This window comes from Clostridium neuense, from assembly GCF_045310695.1.
Classification (GTDB): domain Bacteria; phylum Bacillota; class Clostridia; order Clostridiales; family Clostridiaceae; genus Clostridium_S; species Clostridium_S neuense.
In genome coordinates this window covers 199,762-221,733 of record NZ_JBJIAA010000006.1, presented here as the reverse complement: position 1 = coordinate 221,733, position 21,972 = coordinate 199,762, and the positions used below count along the sequence as shown (strand labels likewise).

General features: G+C 27.0%; 22 protein-coding genes and 2 pseudogenes. 20 read left to right on the top strand and 4 right to left on the bottom strand.

Going from position 1 to position 21,972, the window contains the following annotated elements; all coding sequences use genetic code 11:
- The first annotated feature begins 6 nt into the window (after positions 1-6).
- A complete protein-coding gene (locus tag ACJDT4_RS08995; RefSeq protein ID WP_406787221.1) occupies positions 7-1,029 on the top strand; it encodes a CotS family spore coat protein in 1,023 nt (340 codons plus the stop codon).
- A 44-nt stretch (positions 1,030-1,073) separates the two neighbouring features.
- Here ACJDT4_RS08995 and ACJDT4_RS08990 read toward each other — a convergent pair whose 3' ends face one another.
- Positions 1,074-2,195, bottom strand: coding sequence for a glycosyltransferase family 4 protein (locus tag ACJDT4_RS08990; protein WP_406787220.1), 1,122 nt, complete (start codon positions 2,193-2,195; stop codon positions 1,074-1,076).
- 134 nt (positions 2,196-2,329) lie between these two features.
- Between ACJDT4_RS08990 and ACJDT4_RS08985 the strand changes: the two genes are divergently transcribed.
- Entirely contained in the window at positions 2,330-3,331 is a 1,002-nt protein-coding gene (locus ACJDT4_RS08985) for a CotS family spore coat protein (protein ID WP_406787219.1), read from the top strand.
- Positions 3,332-3,406: 75 nt separating this feature from the next.
- Positions 3,407-4,111, top strand: a complete 705-nt coding sequence (yabG, locus tag ACJDT4_RS08980; protein WP_406787218.1) for a sporulation peptidase YabG — start codon at positions 3,407-3,409, stop codon at positions 4,109-4,111.
- Between the two features lie 46 nt (positions 4,112-4,157).
- On the opposite strand, the gene ACJDT4_RS08975 is transcribed toward yabG, so the two are convergent.
- Positions 4,158-5,807 carry a recombinase family protein gene (locus ACJDT4_RS08975; RefSeq protein WP_406787217.1) on the bottom strand — a complete coding sequence of 550 codons (1,650 nt, stop codon included), beginning with the start codon at positions 5,805-5,807 and terminating at the stop codon, positions 4,158-4,160.
- A 699-nt stretch (positions 5,808-6,506) separates the two neighbouring features.
- Here ACJDT4_RS08975 and ACJDT4_RS08970 point away from each other — a divergent pair.
- The 9 genes from ACJDT4_RS08970 (at position 6,507) to ACJDT4_RS08930 (ending at position 16,402) form a co-directional block, all read left to right on the top strand.
- Positions 6,507-7,844 (top strand): radical SAM protein, encoded by a 1,338-nt coding sequence (locus ACJDT4_RS08970; RefSeq protein ID WP_406787216.1) that lies wholly within the window; start codon positions 6,507-6,509, stop codon positions 7,842-7,844.
- Between the two features lie 265 nt (positions 7,845-8,109).
- A complete protein-coding gene (locus tag ACJDT4_RS08965; RefSeq protein ID WP_406787215.1) occupies positions 8,110-8,259 on the top strand; it encodes a hypothetical protein in 150 nt (49 codons plus the stop codon).
- 142 nt (positions 8,260-8,401) lie between these two features.
- Positions 8,402-9,025, top strand: a complete 624-nt coding sequence (locus ACJDT4_RS08960) for a tetratricopeptide repeat protein (protein ID WP_406787214.1) — start codon at positions 8,402-8,404, stop codon at positions 9,023-9,025.
- Between the two features lie 3 nt (positions 9,026-9,028).
- Positions 9,029-10,465, top strand: coding sequence for a B12-binding domain-containing radical SAM protein (locus ACJDT4_RS08955; RefSeq protein ID WP_406787213.1), 1,437 nt, complete (start codon positions 9,029-9,031; stop codon positions 10,463-10,465).
- A 24-nt stretch (positions 10,466-10,489) separates the two neighbouring features.
- Positions 10,490-11,032, top strand: coding sequence for a hypothetical protein (locus ACJDT4_RS08950; protein WP_406787212.1), 543 nt, complete (start codon positions 10,490-10,492; stop codon positions 11,030-11,032).
- Between the two features lie 30 nt (positions 11,033-11,062).
- Positions 11,063-11,977, top strand: a complete 915-nt coding sequence (locus ACJDT4_RS08945; protein ID WP_406787211.1) for a radical SAM protein — start codon at positions 11,063-11,065, stop codon at positions 11,975-11,977.
- Positions 11,968-13,437, top strand: a complete 1,470-nt coding sequence (locus ACJDT4_RS08940) for a prolyl oligopeptidase family serine peptidase (RefSeq protein WP_406787210.1) — start codon at positions 11,968-11,970, stop codon at positions 13,435-13,437. Before ACJDT4_RS08945 ends, ACJDT4_RS08940 begins: the two co-directional genes overlap by 10 nt.
- A complete protein-coding gene (locus ACJDT4_RS08935) occupies positions 13,437-14,678 on the top strand; it encodes an MFS transporter (RefSeq protein ID WP_406787209.1) in 1,242 nt (413 codons plus the stop codon). The genes ACJDT4_RS08940 and ACJDT4_RS08935 overlap by 1 nt, the downstream gene beginning before the upstream one ends.
- A complete protein-coding gene (locus tag ACJDT4_RS08930; RefSeq protein ID WP_406787208.1) occupies positions 14,675-16,402 on the top strand; it encodes a B12-binding domain-containing radical SAM protein in 1,728 nt (575 codons plus the stop codon). Before ACJDT4_RS08935 ends, ACJDT4_RS08930 begins: the two co-directional genes overlap by 4 nt.
- 512 nt (positions 16,403-16,914) lie before the next feature.
- Here the strand turns inward: ACJDT4_RS08930 and ACJDT4_RS08925 are convergent.
- Positions 16,915-17,130: a helix-turn-helix domain-containing protein gene (locus ACJDT4_RS08925; protein WP_406787207.1), complete on the bottom strand. Its 216-nt coding sequence runs from the start codon at positions 17,128-17,130 to the stop codon at positions 16,915-16,917.
- 245 nt (positions 17,131-17,375) lie between these two features.
- On the opposite strand from ACJDT4_RS08925, the gene ACJDT4_RS08920 reads away from it, so the two are divergent.
- The 7 genes and pseudogenes from ACJDT4_RS08920 to ACJDT4_RS08890 all read left to right on the top strand — a co-directional run bounded on the left by ACJDT4_RS08920 (position 17,376) and on the right by ACJDT4_RS08890 (position 20,892).
- On the top strand, positions 17,376-17,534 hold the full coding sequence (locus ACJDT4_RS08920) for a hypothetical protein (RefSeq protein WP_406787206.1): 159 nt from the start codon (positions 17,376-17,378) through the stop codon (positions 17,532-17,534).
- Positions 17,535-17,548: 14 nt separating this feature from the next.
- Positions 17,549-17,680 carry a hypothetical protein gene (locus ACJDT4_RS08915; protein ID WP_406787205.1) on the top strand — a complete coding sequence of 44 codons (132 nt, stop codon included), beginning with the start codon at positions 17,549-17,551 and terminating at the stop codon, positions 17,678-17,680.
- Between the two features lie 398 nt (positions 17,681-18,078).
- Positions 18,079-18,411 (top strand): annotated as a pseudogene (locus ACJDT4_RS08910) (condensation domain-containing protein); the annotation flags it as partial.
- A 47-nt stretch (positions 18,412-18,458) separates the two neighbouring features.
- The gene (locus ACJDT4_RS08905) at positions 18,459-18,932 is read left to right on the top strand and encodes a hypothetical protein (RefSeq protein ID WP_406787204.1); all 474 of its coding nucleotides are present in this window, start codon (positions 18,459-18,461) and stop codon (positions 18,930-18,932) included.
- Between the two features lie 125 nt (positions 18,933-19,057).
- Positions 19,058-19,750: a thioesterase II family protein gene (locus tag ACJDT4_RS08900; RefSeq protein ID WP_406787203.1), complete on the top strand. Its 693-nt coding sequence runs from the start codon at positions 19,058-19,060 to the stop codon at positions 19,748-19,750.
- Positions 19,751-19,823: 73 nt separating this feature from the next.
- Positions 19,824-20,429 (top strand): 4'-phosphopantetheinyl transferase family protein, encoded by a 606-nt coding sequence (locus ACJDT4_RS08895; RefSeq protein ID WP_406787202.1) that lies wholly within the window; start codon positions 19,824-19,826, stop codon positions 20,427-20,429.
- A gap of 49 nt (positions 20,430-20,478) precedes the next feature.
- Positions 20,479-20,892 (top strand): acetyl-CoA carboxylase biotin carboxyl carrier protein, encoded by a 414-nt coding sequence (locus ACJDT4_RS08890; protein WP_406787201.1) that lies wholly within the window; start codon positions 20,479-20,481, stop codon positions 20,890-20,892.
- A 342-nt stretch (positions 20,893-21,234) separates the two neighbouring features.
- On the opposite strand, the gene ACJDT4_RS08885 is transcribed toward ACJDT4_RS08890, so the two are convergent.
- Positions 21,235-21,444 (bottom strand): hypothetical protein, encoded by a 210-nt coding sequence (locus tag ACJDT4_RS08885; protein WP_406787200.1) that lies wholly within the window; start codon positions 21,442-21,444, stop codon positions 21,235-21,237.
- 3 nt (positions 21,445-21,447) lie between these two features.
- Between ACJDT4_RS08885 and ACJDT4_RS08880 the strand changes: the two are divergent.
- Positions 21,448-21,660, top strand: a pseudogene (locus ACJDT4_RS08880) (sporulation peptidase YabG); the annotation flags it as partial.
- Positions 21,661-21,972: the final 312 nt, after the last annotated feature.

Below are 21,972 nucleotides of genomic sequence, written 5' to 3'. Positions count from 1 at the left end.
AATAATATGCTTGATTTAGGTGCTAGGAAAGATATAGAACTGCTTAAGTATGATTTAGATTCGGATATGTTTGAAGAATTTCAGCTTGTAGTTTACAATATAGTTCCTGTTAGAAAGGCCTTTTTTATTTCAACGGACAAGGGAGATAAGATGCTGAAAAAAGTTAATTACACTATAGATGAGTTTAATTATATAATTTCTGCTATAAATTATATAAAAAAAAGCTTTAATAGGATTATTAACTTTGCAAAAACAAAAGATGGTAAAGAGTATTATATAAAAAATGGGGAACTATACTGCATAATGGATATGATACAGGGAAGAGAATGCGAATTTAGTAATCCTGTTGATGTTTCAATAGCTGCTCAGGGATTAAGTGAGCTTCATAAGGCTTCTGAAGGATTTAGAACTAATCTTCCAACAAAAAACAATTGCGGAACTTTTATAGAAAGCTTTATGAGAAAAAAGGATGAGATGTTATTCTTTAAAAAGATGTCAAATTTGTATGAGATAAAAACTGAATTTGATAACATATTTATAAAAAATGTAGATTACTATATTGATAAAATTGATGAAAGCTTAGAAAAATTAAAATTAACTCAATATTATAAGCTTTGTAGTGAAGAGGATAAGATTGTGCTTTGTCATCATGATTTAGCACATCATAATATCATTATAAATAATGAAGAAGCATATTTTATAGATTTTGATTATTCTGTTGTGGATTTAAGGGTTCATGATTTATGTAATTTTATATCTAAGGTAGTAAAAAATTTTGATTATGATATAAGTAAAGCCGCATTGATATTAGATAGCTATTGTAAAGAAACCAGCTTGAAAAAAAGTGAACTTGAGGTTTTATATGCGCTTTTAAGCTTTCCAAATGATTTTTATAATATTTCAAAGGATTATTATAGCAGAAGAAAGGAATGGGGAGAAAATACGTTCTTTAATAGACTTAACAATAAGATTTCAGCTGAAACAAGCAGAATAGAATTTTTAGGTGAATTTAAAAACAATTTTTTATGATAATTAAAAGCAAAAAAATAGAGTATCAAAGCTCTATTTTTTTATTACTTTAAAACTGATTTGTAGGAATTAATAGTTGATAAGGCTGTGCTCTTCCAGGTTAAATTTTTACAAAGCTTAAAACCCATTGAAATAAGCTGCTTTCTTAGAATATTATTTTCTAGACACTCATAAATTGATTCTCCTAAAGCGTTAATATTATGTGGATCAACCATAACTGAACTTTCTCCAAATATTTCTGGAAGAGAGGTTGAATTTGAAACTATAACAGGTGTACCACATGACATTGCTTCTAAAGGAGGAAGTCCAAAACCTTCATAGAAGGAAGGATAAACAAGAAGCTCTGCACTATTATAAAGATATGGCATATCACAAAGACTTATAAAGCCAGGAAATATAACCTTTGAAGTCAAATTCAATTTCTCTGTGAGAGAAAGATAATTTGAATAGGATAATCCTTTTCTTCCTGCGATTACAAGCTTTAAATTTTTATTTAATCGGTGGCTAACTTTAGAAAAAGCTTCTATTATTCCAGTAATGTTTTTTCTTGGGCTGAACCCACCAACATATAATATGAAATCTGAATCTATTCCATATTTTTTTTCTATTATCTTTTGGCTTTTAAGCTTATCAATAGGTTTATAGATGTCTTCCGCAGATAAGTAAGTTACAAAAATTTTATCTTTAGGAAAATTAAAGGCCTTAGCTATATCATTTTTAGAAAAGTTGGATACTGTTATTATTCCATCACACAGGGGAATTATTTTGGGAAGCTCCTCGTTAAAAATTTTGAGATATCCACTGCTTACAGTCTCTGGCAATTTATATGGAATAATATCATGAAGGGTTATTATAAATTTACATTTTTTATCCATAGGAAGGCCAACACCATTTTGAGGAACGTGATAAAGTTCTACCTCATTGTCTTTTAGTATGTTTGGAATATTTACCTCATCCCAAAAGTTATTGCTTATATTAACATTTATATTCCTAAGCTTAAAATTATTATTGAGGTTTATGTCAAAAGAAGTTGTATCTGGCAAAAAAATTAGATAGTCATTTAAAGAATCTAATCTATTTATATTGCTTATAAGCTCATAAGTGTAAGTGCCTATGCCTGTTCCTCTATACCATTTTGCAGCTCTTGCATCAATACCTATTCTCATAAGTTATCTCTCCAAAAATCATTACAATCCATTATATTAAAATAAAGTACAAAGTGTTAAAGATATATATTTTTTTTCTTCTAAAATTCTCGATGCTTACATATAAATTAGAATATATGGGAGGTGATTAAAACATGATGAGGGAATTTGAAATAGAGAGACAATTTGATATTAAAATTGAATCTATTAAACCCAACAAGGGTGTGTATTTTTTAAAAACAAATGAAGGTAGCAAATGTCTAAAAAAAATAAATTATGGTGTTCAAAAACTGCTGTTTGTATATGGTGCCAAGGAACATCTTATAAATCATGATTTTAATTTTGTAGATAAATATTGCCTTAATGTGGAAGGAAATCCCTATGCATTGGTAAATGAGGATATATATACTCTCTCACAATGGATAGATGGAAGGGAATGCAGTTTTACAGACAAAGATGATCTCATTAAAGCTGCTAAGATACTTGCAAGAATGCATGAATGTTCAAAGGGGTATGAACCTCCGGAGAATAGTAAGTTAAAAAGTGATCTTGGTAGATGGCCTCATCTCATGGAAAAGAGGGTTAGATCCTTTGAAAAAATGAGGGACATGGCTAGAAAAAAAAATAACAAAACAGAATTTGATATTAATTACTTAAAAAGCATTGATTTTTTTAAAGAGCAGGGAAAAAAATCAATGGAAATATTAAGTGATTCAAAGTATTCTGAGATATGTGCTAGGACAGAAGAGGAAAAAAGTTTTTGCCACCATGATTTTACTTATCATAATATTATAATTGACAACAATGATATGGTAAATGTTATTGATTTTGACTATTGTAAAAGGGAAGTAAGAGTTTATGATATCTCCAATTTTATGATAAAGGTGCTTAAAAGGTGTGATTGGAACATAGAATATGCTAATCTCATACTTAATGCTTATAATGAGGTCGCAAAGCTACGCGAAGAGGAATACAGAGTTCTTTATGCATTTTTAGTGTTTCCACAAAGGTTATGGAGACTTGCAAATAGGTATTATTACAATGAAGTGAATTGGGGACAAAATACCTTTAACAATAAGATAAGGGAACTTATAGATGAAAGAGAAAAGTATACTGCATTTATTGAAGAATTCAAAAAAACTTATGACCAGAAATAATATAAGAACAGGTTTTATCTCGCCTTCATAGTATATATGGATACTTTATTTAAGCTTTACTGTGGGGTGAGATTTTTGGTTATTGGTGATTTTGTTGCTAGAAAATCACACGATTGTGATATTACATTTAAAATAATAGACATAAAGGAAGGCCCAAATGGTAAGTACTGTATTTTAAAAGGGGTTAACTTAAGGATAATTGCTGATTCACCAGTTGATGATCTTATGGCAGTTGATTCTAATAATATGGGTGAAATAGAAAGTGTATTTAATGAGAACATAAACAAATCTATTGAAAAAATAATAATGGATAGGGGATTAAATAGAGAAGAGGATATAAAAAAAAACAAAAAAAGGTATAATCATAGAATTATAAAAAATGATAAGGATGATAAGAATATTAAAAATATGACTTTTGCAAGGCCGGGCAAGGTTCTTCATGTTGATGGCGATAGTGAGTACCTTGAGGTATGTTTGAAGGTTTACAAACAACTTAAGATAGAGACGGTAGGTAAAGTTATTGCAGAAAAGGATCAACCAAGTCTTATCGTTCCCTTAGTGAAGGAAATAAAGCCTGATATTGTTGTAATAACTGGTCATGATGGCATGCTTAAAACAGCTAGAGACTACATGGATATAGAAAGCTACAGAAATTCTAAATATTTTGTTGAATCTGTTTCAAAGCTTAGAGATTATGAACCGAGTTATGATGATCTTGTGATTTTTGCAGGAGCCTGCCAATCCTGCTATGAAGCAATGCTGGATGCTGGTGCTAATTGAACTAAATTGCGATTTTTTATATAGGCTTTTGAGAAAGCTGAAATTCTCAAAAGTCATTTTTTTTATAGGTCTTTCCACCTATAAAGGTTATCTCAAGAGAATCATCGTTCCCGTTCCAGTAAATTTCATCAATAAGGTTATGGATAAGTTCCTTTTGCTCTTCTAAATCAAGGCTATCTATTATTGAGCAGCGATTTAAAAGCATATTTATAAAGGAAAGTGTAAGTTCGGTATCATTATACTCTTCTTTTATTAGTTTCGTATTTTTAACTTTATTTTTTAGCTCTTCAACTTCAAGTTTAAGTTCTTTTATTTTTTTTATTAAAAGCTCGTCTATGGAGCTGTCTATGGAAAGCTTTGTAATTAAATTTTCAATTTGCCTTTCTTTTTCAGAAATTAGATTAGTTAAAGTTTCTTCTTTATCCACAACTTCATTTTGGTCGTTTGATATTTTTAGATTACTCATAAGGTTATCTAAAAGTGATTTCCTATCTACAGCTAGATTTTTTAATTTCGTTATTACTATAGGATCTACTTCTGCAACCTTTGCATTTTTATTGCTGCAACTGGTATTTTTTGAATGTTTTTTTATAGGGCATACGTAGTAAAAAATTTTTTGGCCGGTTTTTTTACTTACATGTCCATGAGCTACTTGCATATTGCTATCACACAAAGCACATTTTAATTTACCTGTTAAAAGTGCGTTATGAGTTTTACCTTCATTGGGAAACTTGTCTTTATTTTCGCATAGGATTTTTTGTACTTCAATCCATTTGTCAGCTTCAATAATGCCTTTCTGGGAAGACACGGCTGCAATCCATTCTGATGTGTCTCTTGTATTTCTTATTGTTCTTCCATCATCAGTTACAATTGACTTTTGCTTATTATAGGTTAAAATTCCATGTTCACCGTCAGGAATGCCACAGGTTGTAATTCCTTTGCTTTTTAAATAAATTATTATTGAATCATCTGCTTTTACATAGACAGGGTTATTTAAGATAATCTTTATATTTGATTTTGAGAAGTTGGCGCCTCGCTTTGTTTTTAAATTATTTTGAAGAGCATAGGTTTCAACCTGTGATAAAGATTTTAATTCAAGGTATTTTTTAAAAATTGTCTTTATTGTTTTAAGCTCTTCAGGTACTTGTTTTAGCTTCACCATTTTTCTTTCCTTCATGTCTTCATCAATATAGGTGATAGGTAGTGATGTATAGCCTAAAGGAATGGTTCCACCAAGCCATCTACCTGTTTTTGCAAGTTCAAGCATATTGTCACGGACACGCTCTGCTATGGTTTCACGCTCAAGCTGAGCAAAAACTGAGGCAATGTACATCATTGCTCTGCCCATTGGTGTAGTAGTATCAAACTGCTCTCTTATGCTTACAAAGCCTATTTCTAGTTGATGAAGCTTATTTATTAATGTTGAAAAATCTGCGACGTTTCTACTTATACGGTCCAGCCTATAACATATAAGAATATCGAATTTTTTTGCCGCAGCGTCTATAAGCATTTTTTGAAATTGAGGTCTGTGTATGTTTTTTCCTGAAAAACCTTCGTCCTCATAAATTAAAAAATCAGTTATGTTTTTATCTCTAAGATTGTTTTTACAGTATTCTCTGCATAATTCTATTTGGTTTTCTATTGATTCACCTTTACCAGTGAATTTGCTCTTTCTGCTGTAAATAGCTGCTATCAATAATATCACTCCTTGATAGATTTAAAATAGTTAGTATTTATATATACATATAGCATATTATTTTTAATATAACTATCAAACATATGTTCTCATAAGGCTTATATTTTAACCAGTTGTTTTAAAGCATCTCCAGGTACTTCTAAACAACTGGCTATTTGCTCAATGGTCATTTGGTATACTTCAACTTCACTAAATTTTATTTCTATAAGCTTAAATGTAAAATAATTTGCTTCTTTTCTATAAAAATTTCTTGTATAGGTAGCTGGTTCCTTGTACAATATAGGATAATTGCCATCAACTTTCTTTTGGATCAGTAGTGCTATAGGTATCCTTAAGACCTAAAATTATATCATCACTCCACTTTGTATTCATTGCAATACCTACTTTTTATTTGCATATCCAATTAATGTAATTATATATCAAAAATAACTTTTCTTAAAGTACCAAATATAAATGCTTAAGTTTATAAGTAGTCAATAATGTATGCAAAGTAAAAAAAAATATATACATAAAGTAAAAAAATGAGATATATGTAGATATATATTAAGAAAAACATTATACTTACTATTTTGAGCTTTAATGGAGATTGCAAATCAAACTAAAAAATGTAAAAATTAAGTATGATATTTATAAAAAATACAAATAAGTAAATTAATATTATAAAACTATAAAATATACAAAGGTGAAAGGAGAGAAAAGATGAATAAATTATTAAAATTATCAACTTTTAATGTATATGATAATTTTGAAAGTAAGAAGCATCTTGTATATAATATATTAACTCAGGCATCATTTTATCTTGATGAGGAGACATTTAATAAGTTACACGAAAATCCTGATTTATTAGAAGAAAATTATAAAAAAAAATTGCTCAAAGATAAAATAATTGTTCCTAATGATTTAGATGAAGAGCAGTATCTTATGAAAAATTTTAATGAAAGAAACGATATCAACGGACTTCTTAATTTAACAATTTGTATAACTACATCATGTAATATGAAATGTATTTATTGTTACGAAGAAGGAATTAAGAGAGTTACTATAAGTGAGCATACTATTGAAATGATTGTAAGTTGGATAAAAAATTATATACATAAACATAATATTAAAAATTTAGGGGTTTTGTTATTTGGTGGGGAGCCATTAGTAGCGAAAAAGGAACTTGCTATAGTTATGAAGCAAATAAATAAATTATGTGTAGATAAAAAAGTTAATGTTACATTTTCTATAGGAACAAATGGTGTACTATTAACTAAAGAAGTTGCTAGTGAATTGAAAAAGTTAGGACTTAAAGGGGCGCAAATTACTATTGATGGGCCACAAGAATTACAAGATAAGAGACGACCTATGGTAAATAGTGAAAGTAGTTTTTATACAATAATTAATAATATTAAAGAAGTTGCTGATATTTTACAAACAATAATAAAAATTAATATAGATAAACAAAATATTGATCAAGTTGATGAATTATTAAATTCACTGGAGAACCTTGGTATTAAAAAATCGGTTAGTTTTAAGGTTGAAGCTATAGCAAAAACACCGGTTTCATCTAATAATCAAACACATTATTGCAATATTAATGCGTTTAATCCAAAGAAGAAGGAACTTGCATTAGCATATTTAAATACTATAGAGTTGATTGAAAACCGAGGATTTAGGGTAGACAAGTCAACTGCACATATGACTCCATGTATGTTTACATCAAAATCCCATTTTATTATTAACTCCGATGGAAATATATATAAATGCATAAGTGCTGTTGGAATAGAAGAATTTAAAGTTGGGAACGTAGCTGAGTTTAATTTTAATGAAAATTATACAAAGTTTATAGAGTTCATTAATTTGTCATATGAATGTTTTAAAAATAAGTGCCCTTATATACCAAAATGTGGGGCTGGATGTCCATATGAATCATATTGCAGCTGTAATGACATATATGAGGTGGAATGCAAAAAAGAGTTTTATGCTAATTTCTATAAAGAAAAATTTAAACGTTTATACGATAAAACTTTTGAGAGGTGCAAAGGTACTTCTTAAAGGAAGCGATATAACGTTTATCACTACAGGAATAATGTTGTTTTAGAAGCCGCAAAGAAAACTAAAGTAATTATAGCTATAGAAGAAGGAAGTATATATGGTGGTCTAGGTGATGTAGTTACAACTTCAAGATTTCATGATGAATTATTTTCTTGTTATGGATTAACAAAAGACAGAATACTAGAAAAAGTATGTAGTATTATAAATTTTAATTAGTTGTATGTAGTAATCTTATTTGATATTAAATGTAAAGGGGGTGTTTTGTATGGATCTTGAAAAATTAATTGAACTTAGTTCGAATAGTGAATTAGAAGAAATGGACTTATTAGCCGCATCATGTAGAGTTTCAACAATAAGAGCTGTTCCTGATGATGACGGTGACGAAAAAGAAATGTATGTAAAAATTGATGGGTAGAAGTTGCTTTTTAATTAAATTATGTAATTTATAAAATATCAAAGGAGATTACTATTACCATATATAAAGTAAGATATGTAATTTATTTATATGAATTGCATACCTTATTTTTAATTAATGAGTTTTAGTTGGAGGTAAAGTTATGGAAAGTTTGGAGGAGAAATACGAAAAAGCATATTCGATTTGCCGAAATAATCCACGTGAAAGTATAAAGTTGCTAAATGAAATACTAGATGTTAGTCCGAAACATTTAAAGTCAAACCATGATGCAATATTAATTTATTTAGGCCTTGGTAAATATGAAGAAGCAATAGAACAAGGTATGAAGTATATTGGGTATTATCCACAAGATTGTAGAGCTTACAATAGTTTGGGATTGGTTTATTATGCAAAAGGAGAGTATGAAAAAGCAATAAGTTATCTTCATCAATCTGTCGAGAAAGATGATGAATTTTGGCAATCATATAATAATTTAGGTACTTGTTTTTTGAAAATTGGGGATATAATTAATTCAAAAAAAAATTATGAAAAATCTTATGAGTTAAATATTAATGATAGTACTCTAATTGGGTTAATATTTTGTAATCTGTTTGAGTCACATTATTTAGAAGCAGAAAGATATTTTTCGCAGATAAAAGATTCTAAACTATTACATAAAAGTAAGATACTAATGGATATTTGTGATTATATGAAAAATAATTGCAACTTGGAAATTGAAAAGCATAAATGTAGTAATATATTATTAAAATTGATAGAGAAGGTATAACTAATGAAGTATGATGTCGTTTTGTATAATTCAACTAAACAATTCGGATATAGGATAGGAGAACATTTGGGATTAGCATATATATCAGCTTCTTTAAGAAAGGTTGGATACAAGGTAAAGATAGTAGATTCTTTATTAGAATGTATTTCACCAAAAGAAGCAGTAGATAGTATTTCTAAACTCGATTTTAAAATTATAGGAGTGAGCTTTCTATCGTATAGTTGGCTTGAAACAAAACAATTTATAGAGGGAATACGAAAAATTAAGTCAGATATAGTAATTGTAGTTGGTGGTCACTTTGCAAGTTTTAATTATAAAGAGCTTTTAAGAGATATTCCTGAAATAGATTATGTTTCAGTTGGAGAGGGGGAAGAGAGTTTTAGATTATTAGTTGATGCAATATTAAATAAAAATGATGTAAATGATATACCAGGTCTCTACAGTAGGTCTATTTTCAATTCTACTGTTAAACCAATTAGTGACTTAGACAGTCTTCCATTTCCATCAAGAGATTATTTGCCATTTGTACTGAAAAATAGTGGAATTGCCGCATTGAATACTAGTAGAGGATGTTATGGAGTTTGCACTTTTTGTTCAGTTCAGAATTTTTATAATAGATTTGCTGATAAAAAATGGAGAGGTAGAAGTGTATATAATATTATAGAAGAAATACAATATCTTATGAAAGATTATCAAGCAACATATTTTGATTTCCAAGATGATAATTTTATGGGGCCTGGATTTAAAGGAAAAGAAAGAGCAAATAAATTAGCTTTAGAAATAATAAAAAAGAAAATAAAAGCTAGATTTAAATTTGATCTAAGGGTTAATGACATAGATTATGATACTTTGAAGCTTTGGAAAGAAGCGGGGTTAACATATGTGTTAATTGGAATAGAATCTATAGTTGAAAGAGACTTATCTTTTTATAATAAAAAAATAACTACAACTCAAATAAAAAATAGTATTAAAATACTAGAAGATTTAGGAATTAGCTATAGATTAGGAACATTGTTTTTTAACCCATATACATTAGTTGAAGATGTGCATGATAATTTGGGATTTCTTAATGAAATAAATTATTATGATCCTAATATGTTAAGCATTTTAAATGTATACAATGGTACAAAAGCATGTGATATTCTTCGGGAAGATGGAATATTGGAAGGATGTTATTATAATTATACATGGAAATTTGTCAATCATAATACGGAGAAATTTTTTGATATTTGTAAAAAAAATATAAAAAAATCGTTAATTGTAAGAAGATATTTAAATGAGCACTATCATAATTTTAAATATGATGGTGTTTTTGATAGAATAAACCAAAATTTTGTATATAAACTTAGCTCCAAGTTTATAAAAAATGAAAAATATGATTCTATACTATTAGAATTTGATGAGAGACTGAATAATGTTTTGAAACAGTTTGAAGAATAATTTAAATTTTAGCATTTTTGTTTTTTGCTTATTTTATCGAAGGGACATGCTTATATACTTTTATATGTAATATTAAGCGATTTGGGATATTTTCATTATAGTGAATTAAATAATTATGGTAAACCTAATGTTTTTTTGCAATGTCATCCTAATTTGAATATACCAGGAGTATTTTTTCCCAGTGGCTCACTTGGTCAAGGATTGTCAGGTTCGGTAGGTATGGCATTAACTAATAGAAAATTAAATAATGATTGTAAAATTTATGTTGTATTAATTATTGATTATAATAATTTTCAACTGGATGGCGCTACAGATGATATTATGCATATACCGAATTTGACAAATATCTTTACAAATAATGGATTTTATATTGAAGATATTAATGGACATGAGTATAAAGAGGTTGATAAAGCAATTATAATTGATGTTAAAAAAACTTTAGCTATACTATGTAGAACTACAAAAGGAAAGGAAATAAGTTTTATGGAAAATAATAATGAATTTCATAGTAGTTATTTAATCGATAAAGACTATAATAAGGCAATTGCTGAGCTAGAAATAAGGTGATTATTAAAAAGTGAAATTGAGGTGTATGATATGGAACCTTCTTATGTAGAATGGTATTTCACTAATAAATGTTATTTAAATTGTATTCATTGTATGAATAATGCAAGTATAATAAATGATAATGAAGATTTCGATAACTTAACATTTATATGTAATGAGTTAATTAAAATAAAGCCTACAACAATAAACATTTCTGGAGGTGATCCATTAATAGAACCTAATATATATAATATTGCTAATATGTTTTTGAAGAACAATATAAATTTAACTTTATCTACTACAGGATTTAAAATTGATAAAGATTCAATATTGAATATTTTGAAATTCTTTCCGGGTGGCATACAATTAAGCATAGATAGTTTTAATTCAGAGGTACATGATAAAATTCGTGGTAGAAAAGGAGCATTACATAATTGCATAAAAACAATAAAATTAATTAGAAAGTATTCCTTAGAATATGACATTCAAGTGTGTATGGTTCTTAATAAATTAAATGTAAATGATATAAAAAATACTATTAAATTAGCTATTGAGCTTAAAGTAAACAGTATTAAGATTTTATCACTATACCCAATAGGAAGAAGTAAACAAAATAAATATCTTTTCTTAGATAAAAATGATATGAATAAGCCATTAGAAGATATAGTTGATGCAAAAAATAAATACCCCGATATTAATATTTTTTATCGAGATCCAATATGGCAATTAAATAGACATATAATAAAACCTGATAAAAATTATATGATGACAATTATGAACAATGGTGACATTAAAATTGCTACATATTTGCCATTTTGTTTTGGCAATGTTTATAAAGATAACTTGTATAGTATTTGGAATTATAAGATGGAAAATTTTTTTACAACTGAAGCGTTTAAGAAATATTTTAACAATATAAATACAGTTTTTGATATTAAAGATAAGGATGATTTAATATGGATTTAGCATATTTAGTTTATAAAAATAATAAAAACATATTCAAAACTATAATGGCTAGAGAACATGATGAACTTATTTGCAAAACAGAAAATGTGATTGTAAAAAAAAAATTTACTATGAACTATAATTGTTTTTCTAATAGCTATGTTCTATATTTTAGTAATATGAAAATTAGTATGCATATACACAATAAAAATAAGTTGATATTAACTTCTAATGAAAATGATGAGAAGGAAATATTGGAGTTTAATAATCAGGTTGTTATTGGAGGAATTGAAAATATAGTTTTGTTATTGAGTATATTAGTTAATAAATTTAAGAATAAAATTAACAAGTTTTCAGTATATAACATATTTAGCATGCAAACTTCTGACGTGGTTGTAGAAAATGAATGCAAATTTAAATTTAATAATATTGGAGTATGTAAAGTTATCTATGTTAATATGACTTTTATGGGATTTAACATTGTATTAAATTCTGACGATGAAATTATATATGCGATAGATCCTTTTAATGGTTATGAAATAGTCAATAATAAATGTAGTGCTAAAAGAATAAAAAAAGCTATAATAGGTGTATTTAGTAAACGAGAAGATAAAATAATTGAAGAAACTTTAGATTTCAAGGATATAATGGGAAGTTTAACTAAACCCAAAGATTTTTCTAGTGAAAAAACATATACGGGAGTATTAATACTTAGTGGTTCAGGTTCATTAGATAGGGATGGAAATTCAGGAGATCTAATTTGGAACAATATGAAGGACATTGCTTGGTTTTTATCAGAAAAAGGATTAATTACCTATCGTTATGACGATAAAATTTGTAGTAACATAGGAATAAGTGATTTATATAATGATGCTGAAATTGCTTATAAAATGTTAAAAGGTCTAGATTTTCTGAAGGATATATTTATTGTAGCTCATAGTCAAGGGTGCCTTTTAGCCAGTATGCTTGCTAAGAAGTTTTCTGAAATATCAGAAATAATTCTTATGGCACCTCAAGGGAAGGAGACAGAAGAATTTCTTATGGAACAGTATAGAACCTTCTCATTGCATAAAGATAAAACAGAATTTGAAATTAAAGAATTTTACTATATGCTAAGAAATAATAATATATACAATACTAAAAATAAATATTATATAAAATATAAGAATAATTTAAAAAGATATCAAGAATTAATAAATTTAGAAGTGTGCAATTTATACAGAAGTGTAAAATGTTCAGTACTTTTATTGCACGGAGAAGATGATTACCAAATAACGCTTGATCATACACTAAATCTTGAAAAAATTATTAAAGAAAATGGTGTTAATGTAAAAAGAAAAACTTATGAAAATCTAGATCACTTTTTTATGAAAAGCTCATTAAAATATTATGGTGATTATGGAAATTATTCAAGAGTGATTTCAAAGGGAGTGTTATATGATATTTTAAATGATATTAATATGCATGAAGGAGGAAGATAATGAATCAATATATAAAAATGCTAAAGAATAAAAGTTATTTTTTATTAATTCTTGGGCAGATAATTTCAAGTTTTGGCAGTGAAATGTATTTAATTGCACTAACCTTGTTAGTACTTAAGAATAATGGAAAGGGTTCTAGTATAAGCATGCTATACATAATAATGTTGATTCCATCCATTGCTTTTGGACCTTTTATTGGAATTTTAGTTGATAGAATGAGTAAAAAGAAACTTTTAATAACTGCTGATTTAGCAAGAGGAATATTATGTATTGTCAGTATACTTTTTATTAAAAACATAGTGGTATTATATATATTTATTTTTATGCAATCTATATTTGGTGTGGTTTTTGGACCTTCCCTTAGAACTGCAATGGTAAAGATTGTAGATAGAGATAAACTTACAATAGCAAATTCATTATATGCTTTCTTAGATAATACTTCAAGATTAATTGGACCTTCATTAGGAGGTATTCTTGTAATAATAATTGGGTATAAATCTATTTTTCTAATTAATGGAGTATCATTTATAATTGCATCTATTTTTACTATTTTTATTAGAATCAATGAGAAAATTAGTATATCAGAAGATGCTGTAATTAGATCAAAGTATGCAGAGTATCTCAAAAACTTTAAGGAAGGGGTATCATATATTAATAAAAGTAATCTGATTAAATTTGTAATAATATTTTTTGCATTAGCAATGATATCTATTGGAGCTTTGTCAGTACTTAATGTGTTGATAATAAATGATGTTTTGAAATACTCATCAGCACAATATGGGATCATTATGGGTATTTATTCTGGAGGCCTTATATTTGGCTCGCTGATAGCTGGAAAAATTGCTGATAAGTATAATGAATTAACAATAATGATTATTGGAGTGGGGATTTATGGTGTTTTTTATATAGGATTTACATCAATAAATTTGTTCTTTGTAACAGCACTGTTTATTTTTTTAAATGGAATAATTAGCTCATGCATTGATATTTCTTATGAGACTTATTTGCAAAAAGAGGTAAATGAAGAGATGCAAGGAAGAGTATTTAGTATTGATATTTCAATTGGTAATTGTATAACAATTTTGTCAATGGGCTCAATTGGATTTGTTTCTGAATTATGTGGCGTAAGAACTATTTCTTTATTGCTAGCAATCTATTTGGGGATACTTGCACTAGTTTCATATAGATTTATTAAATCAAATACATTGATTAAAAATAAAAGAATGAGGTGGTTAGAATGAAAGTTGCATTTGTTAATAGCTTTGATTTAGGTGAAAATAGTGTGCCACTTGGAATATTGAGTTTAGCAACAGTAATGAGTAAAGTAGGTCATGAAATAAAGGTATTTGATTTTGATTATTATGCTGATATAAATAAAGAGAAAACGAATAGTGTGGAACAATTAAAACAATTTGCATATTTGATAATGAAATTTAATCCTCGTGTAATATGCTTTTATACTATGTGTAATTCCTATCATAAGACATTACTATTAGCTAAGTGTATAAAGGATATTTCAAGTGATACCAAGGTGATTTTAGGGGGACCGCAGGCTACACTTACAGCAAAAGAGACATTAAAATCGTTTGAATATGTAGATGCTATAGGTATTGGCGAAGGAGAGAATAACATTGATAAAATAGTAAATGCAGTTATAAATAATTCTTATGATGAAGTTAAAGGAATAGCTTATAGAAAGGATGGTCTTATTTGCATTAATAATAATGAATTAATTGAAAATTTAGATGAGCTCCCAATGATAGATTACTCTTTTGTTAATATTAAGAATATTAATCATATGCCTTTGGATGTTGGGAGAGGGTGTCCATATAGTTGTGTATATTGCTCATCAAAGACATTTTGGAAAAGGAAATTTAGAATTAAGAGTAATGAACGAATAATTTTTGAGATAAAAAATATAATGCAAAAGTATGGAATTAATAAATTCGATTTTGTGCATGATCTGTTTACTGCCAATAGAAATAAGCTTATTCAGTTTTGTAATTATTTAATTAATGAGGAATTAAATATTAATTGGAGTTGTAGCGCTAGATTGGATACATTAGATGAAGAAGTAATTACAATAATGAAAAAAGCAGGTTGTTCAGCAATCTATTTAGGCATAGAAAGTGGGTCACAGAAAATACAAAAAGAAATAAATAAAAATTTAGATTTAACAAAAATGTGGTACATCATGAAAATTATAAAATCTAACAATATAAAAACTACACTATCGTTTATATATGGATTTCCTCAAGAAACATTAGATGATATACGTGAAACAATGGAAATGATTAGAATTGCAACAGAAAATGAGTTAGGAATAATTCAATTACATAAGTTAAGTATATTGCCAGAGACAGAGTTATTTTATTTATATAAGGATAAAATGATTAGAGATAAAGAATTTTCGGATATTTCTTCATCAATGGATCTGGAGTTATATGAAGATATAATTTCTAATATTAACTTGTTTCCTCAATACTATAAAGTTTATATACCTCATATGGAACATTTGGCCCATTTGGACTATTTTGTATTTAAAATACTTAATATAATTTATAGGCACTTTAATACTACATATAAAATATTACTAGAAGAGTTTGAAATGGATCTGTTGGAGATATTTATGTATTTTGAAAAGTATAATTCAAAAGAGTTAAGCTTACATAGAAAGATGGATTCACAGAATGAAAAAGAAGGACTAATTTATATTATTAGAATGATTTCAACTTTTATTAACAAACATACTTTTAAAAGAGATTTATTGGTAAAAGAACTATTTAAGTTTGATTATGATATATTATGCTTTCGCTTAGACAAGAATATAAATAAGTGTATAAAAAAGTACAAGGTTGATATAAATTCGGCTCGAAATAATTTAGAAAGCTATAACAAAGAAGAACATAAGATGTACATGCTGGAAAAGTACGGCAAATACAAAATCCATTTAAGGACTGTATAAAAGACGGAACAAGTAGATTTCATTAGAATTATTGTAAAATTTATCACAAATATATGAAAAGGAGTAAAGAGTTTGTTGATAAATATATAGTAAGATTTTAAAATTAGTATATTAATAGCAAGTTAAAATATGGGGAATATTTCGATTTCCATGCTTTAATTTGCTATTGACATGGTACAAGATTATTGTTTAAAAGGAAAATAATATATTAAAAAGCAGATTTTATTATTAGTTGATGTGATTTTTATAATTCCAATATCCTCAGTAAAATTATTGTTTATTAAGCTTATAGTTTCTTTATCACTCCAAATTATGAGTTTCTTATTATCTAAATTAATATTATATGATGAGGCATCAATGCATCTTCCAGAAAATTCATTCCCAGTTAAATTATATTTCTTTATAGCATGTTCTTTGCAGTTAGAGAAATTTTTCTGTATACTTTTTATAGAACACTTCTTCTTTTTAATATTGAGATAATGTCCTTTTTATTAATCTTCATATGCTCACTTCTAAACGTAAGCTATTTTTTTTATTTGTACATTACCATTTCCATCTGTTCCTGCAGCGAGATCGATAAATTTCTTCGGTACTTTTGATATTATTTCATCATTTTTATTTTGCTCATAGAATCCATAAGCACTTGTACTTATATTTAGAATATTTGATATATCTTTTTGAAGAAGATCCTTTTCAATTCTTAAACTTTTTAATCTTTCACTAAACATAAAGTTCATTACCATTATTATATATAACATATAGTTGTAGATTGAAAAAATACAACAAAAAGTTGGATGGATAACTTAACTCAAATTTATTATAAAGCTAAATTTGATAAATGTTAATTGTTTTGAATGAAAAAATCATGTCTAAATAATTTTCTCATATCTAGTTTAAAACAGCATTTCAATAGTGCCGCAATGGACCAACGATACATACAATGTATTGTAATTGCTTAAAGGGGGAATGTGACTTGATCAAAGTAAAGGTCAATTTTCCTGAAGATGAAAAGATACTTGTTGATAAAATGACGGAAGTAATTGGGGAGATATTAATAAAAAAACTTAATAAAGAAGAAATGAAGAAATTTATAGATATTCTTCAAAAGGATGACGGAAAAATACACTTATAGGAGGGATGTTTGATTTGAAGTTAAAAAAGATGGATACAAATGATGCTTTAAAACTTGATAAGCATATTAGAGTATTACAAGCTATTATTCCAATAGAAAGTAATAGGGATAGAAAATACATCAGGATGTACTTAGCAAGCTTTTAGAGAAGAAAGCAGCTGTATCGAGAACTTTTAAACATTGCCGATGAAAAAATTAATGGTGAAGCTCTTGAAAATAGAGTTATGTTTTTTGAAGATGAATTTGGTACGATATCAAGTAAATTCAAATAAAAAAATTAGAAAGTTAGCTTATGAATGATAAAAGAATAATGGTAAACTTAAATTTGGTTACGGGATCAGTCGGGGCATATGATACATTTGAATGAGCATAGATTTATGGAACTGAGGAATTGAGATAAGAGTGAGTGAACACTCTTATTTTTAATTTAGGTTTTGATTTATTAATTTAGTATTGAGTAACAATATGGTTATTAATAAAAATTATAAATAAATTTGAAGTATATGTGTTTATTGTTATATAATTACTTAGAGAGGACAAATGTTACAGTATAAATCCATTGTTTAATGTGGCTTTCGCGTATGAAAATTTTAGATATCCTAGAATTAATGGTAAAAAATATACTTTGATTGATATTAATACTTCTACATCACAGTATGATTTGCTATTAACAATTTATACTCTAAATAATGGATTTAAATTTCAATTTGAGTTTGATACTGATTTATTTAAAACGGATACTGTCATAGAATTTATTTATTCGTTAGGTGATATTATTGATCAAATAGTTGAAAATCCAGAAATAAAAATTAATTCAATACAAATGTTTGGAAAACAAAACAATAATATAATTATAAATGATGGAAAGTTATATTAAAGAGATTCATATTAATGTTTCTTAAATGAGTTAAGAGGGAGTTATTAATGGATATTAGTAGAAAGAAAATAATGTTTTTTGTGATGTTAACGTATGTAAGTACTATTGTTTTTTTTATAATAATTAGAGTATTAGTTAAGAATTCTATAAATTTAGTAGGAATATCAATGGTTATTCCTATTATTTCAGTAATTATTGTTGAAAAATTCATTTTTAAAGAAAGCTTAAGAAGTTTATTTAATTCTAATAATTTTAAGATAAACTTATGGCTTTTATTTGCAATATGTATACCAGTAGTTATGTCATTTATTATAAATTTAATCAATACTGTATATTTTGGTAAGATAATTGTTTCTCCAAAAGTATTTTTAGCTAATGTTATAACAGGTTTATCAATAGCAACCATTTCAGCATTTGTGGAAGAATTAGCATGGAGGGGGTTTTTGTTTAATGAACTACGATATTTAGGAATATTTAAAGTGCTATTATGCATATTAGTTATGATTATTTTGATTTGTTAGAGTATTACCGAGATAGACTTGCGTTAATAAAATCAAAAATGCGATAGATTTAAAATTGAATTTATGCAAGTGCTTTTAAAATTATTTAAAGTTGAATTTTAATATTGAAATAATGGAGGCAGATTATGAAATTATTTTGTTTACCATATGCAGGTGGAAGTGCATCTATATACTATGAATGGAAAGAAAAATTGTTGGATTACGATATACAATTAAAGCCTATTGAATTAAAGGGTAGGGGTGCTAGATATGGTGAAGGTTTCTATACTGATTTTCAAGATGCAGTTAATGACATATATTTAAAAATAAAAGATGAAATTATAGATGATGGATATGCAATTTTTGGACATAGTATGGGAAGTTTATTAGCTTTTGAGCTTTACTATAAAATAGTTGAAAATGGTGGTAAAATACCAAAACATATATTTTTTTCTGGGTATGGAGCTCCACATTGCGCAAGAGAAAAAAAACCTATACATAATTTATCAGATGCTGAATTTATGAATGAAGTTGTAAAACTTGGAGGGACTCCAACTGAAGTAGTTGAAAATGATGAACTATGTAAATTAGTAATTCCGATATTAAAAAATGATTTTAGAATATTAGAATTATATGAATATAAGAAGAGAAGTAATCCGATAGAATGCGATATAACCATTTTAAATGGAAGTGAAGATACATTAACCTTTCAAGAATTAAGTGGATGGAAGTTGCATTCGTCAAAGAATACAAGAATAATTACATTTGAAGGAAATCACTTTTTTATTAATAGTAATATGAAAAGAATTATAAATTTAATTGAAACTACCCTGTTATAAGGTGATAAAATTTTTGTGAATAATGTTTTAAATAAAATTGTTAGCTAATAATTATGAGGAGAAAAATATGTAAATGAAAATTATAAAGGAGAAAATAGATTTTAATTTAAGTAAGGAAAAATTTCAATATTTTCTTACTTTCATAAGTGAAAAAGAAAAAAACAAAATATTGAAATATAGAAACTATGAAGATTCCTTAAGATCATTGTATGGTAAGTTAATTCTTAAGAATATGTTAAAATTAGATGAAATTCAATTAAAATATAATAAATGGGGCAAACCTGAGCTTATAAATAATAGTAGAATACATTTTAATATTTCGCATTCTGGTGAGTGGGTGGCTGTTGGAATTGCAACAAAGCCAATAGGTATTGATGTACAAAAAGTGGATAAAATTGATTTATCAATAGCGAAAAGTTTTTTTTCTAAAGATGAGAATGAGTATATCCTATCTTTATGCCAAAGTAGTCGAAAGGATGCTTTCTTTAAGTTATGGACTCTTAAAGAGGCGTTTATAAAGGCAAAGGGAAAGGGATTATATATGCCATTAGATTCATTTACTATAAAGATATTAAACGATAAACCTATCTTATATAGTGATGAAAATAAAAGATGCCAATTATCTGTTAAACAAGTAGAAAAAGATTATTTTATGGCAATATGTATATTAGAAGAATAATATGGACATATAGTTGTTTTAATAAACATAAAATTGGAGCTAATAAAAAATGGATGAAAATAATTTTCTTAAGATTATTGAACTAATAATAAATTCAGGTGCTTCTTATGCTGAGTTAAAAACAGATAGTTTATATATAAAAGCGTTAAAAGGAAGTAATGATAAACAATCTTTCAATAAAATAAAAATAGGTGATGAAATTTGCTGTACTAAAGAAAGATCTGATATTATGCAGATAAAGTCATTATATGTTGGTGTCATAAATATTTTTAATAGAAAAACAAATGATGTATATGTAAAGATAGGAAGTAAGGTTAAACAAGGTCAGATATTAGGTATAATTATGTTCTTAAAAATACCCATAGATATAGTATCACCAGCTAAAGGTATAGTGACAGAAGTGCTTGTGAAAAATAATGAAATGGTTGAATATGGACAAGTGCTTTTTAAAATAAAAATATAGATTATAGTCGGTAGATAGTTTTGTGTAAAAACAAAACTGCCTACTATTTTTGCATAATATGTTGGTGATTTTGCAATGGTCAAGTTTTTTTGTAACGCTTAACTCTAATAATATATAAGTTGATTTTTAGAGTATTAAGCATTAAGTAGAAAGTAATTTATAATCAAGGCAAGTACTATATGCATATTTAGGAAACTACATTGTGTATTTTGTGGGTTCTTTCCAAAGTTATTTAAAAACATGTTTATTTTAAGGTATAATTAATTATACAGGAAAAGGGAGTCTAATCAGTTATTCTATTATAATTACAAAACAATTAGTTTTTTTAATTGTAAGTAAATATTAAATGAAACTTTCAATTTCCCATCCTTCAATAGTATCAACATGAAAATGCAAAGTATTAGATAAAGTTTCTCTATCAATATCATGACTTAATCTAAGTTTTATAATTTTATCGCCTATAGTATTTTCTGGAAGTTCCTTGTAAAGCTCTTTGTGTAGGCAAAAATTCTCCTTGTAAAATGCCTTTTCAAAAATCGCAATTTGGTTCAATGAGCTGGTGCTAATTATGCAAGCTCACCAGGAAGAGTCTTAATCCACTGTCTTGACCCTGTTTTTGTTTGTGAAAAAGTAGCATATACAAATGTTAGTGAAATGGTTAATATACAGGAGGTTGTAAAAAATACTGTGACTGGATTTAAGGGTATAGGAGGTCTTCAAACTAGAGGGAAGTGCAGAGAAGGGTACCCTAAATCATCGTATATATGATTGATGAATATTTATATAATGTAAAAAATAGTACAAACTTTTCATATATTTTATTTAAATATAAGAGTATTCTGCAAGTTCTAACTTATTCCTTTAAAAAACTGCTATATATTGAAACTACTGTGAAACTTAAACTATTTATGTTCCCCAATACCAATTTTTAAGGGATTATGGTACATAAATAGTTTGTAGTTGAGTTAGTTTCACTATAGATAAATTGCTCTAACTATTAAAATTCATTTGACCAAAATGCCTAGAAGACGGCATTTTGGTACAAATAAATTTCAAGTTTCAGAGTGGTTTATCTTTAAT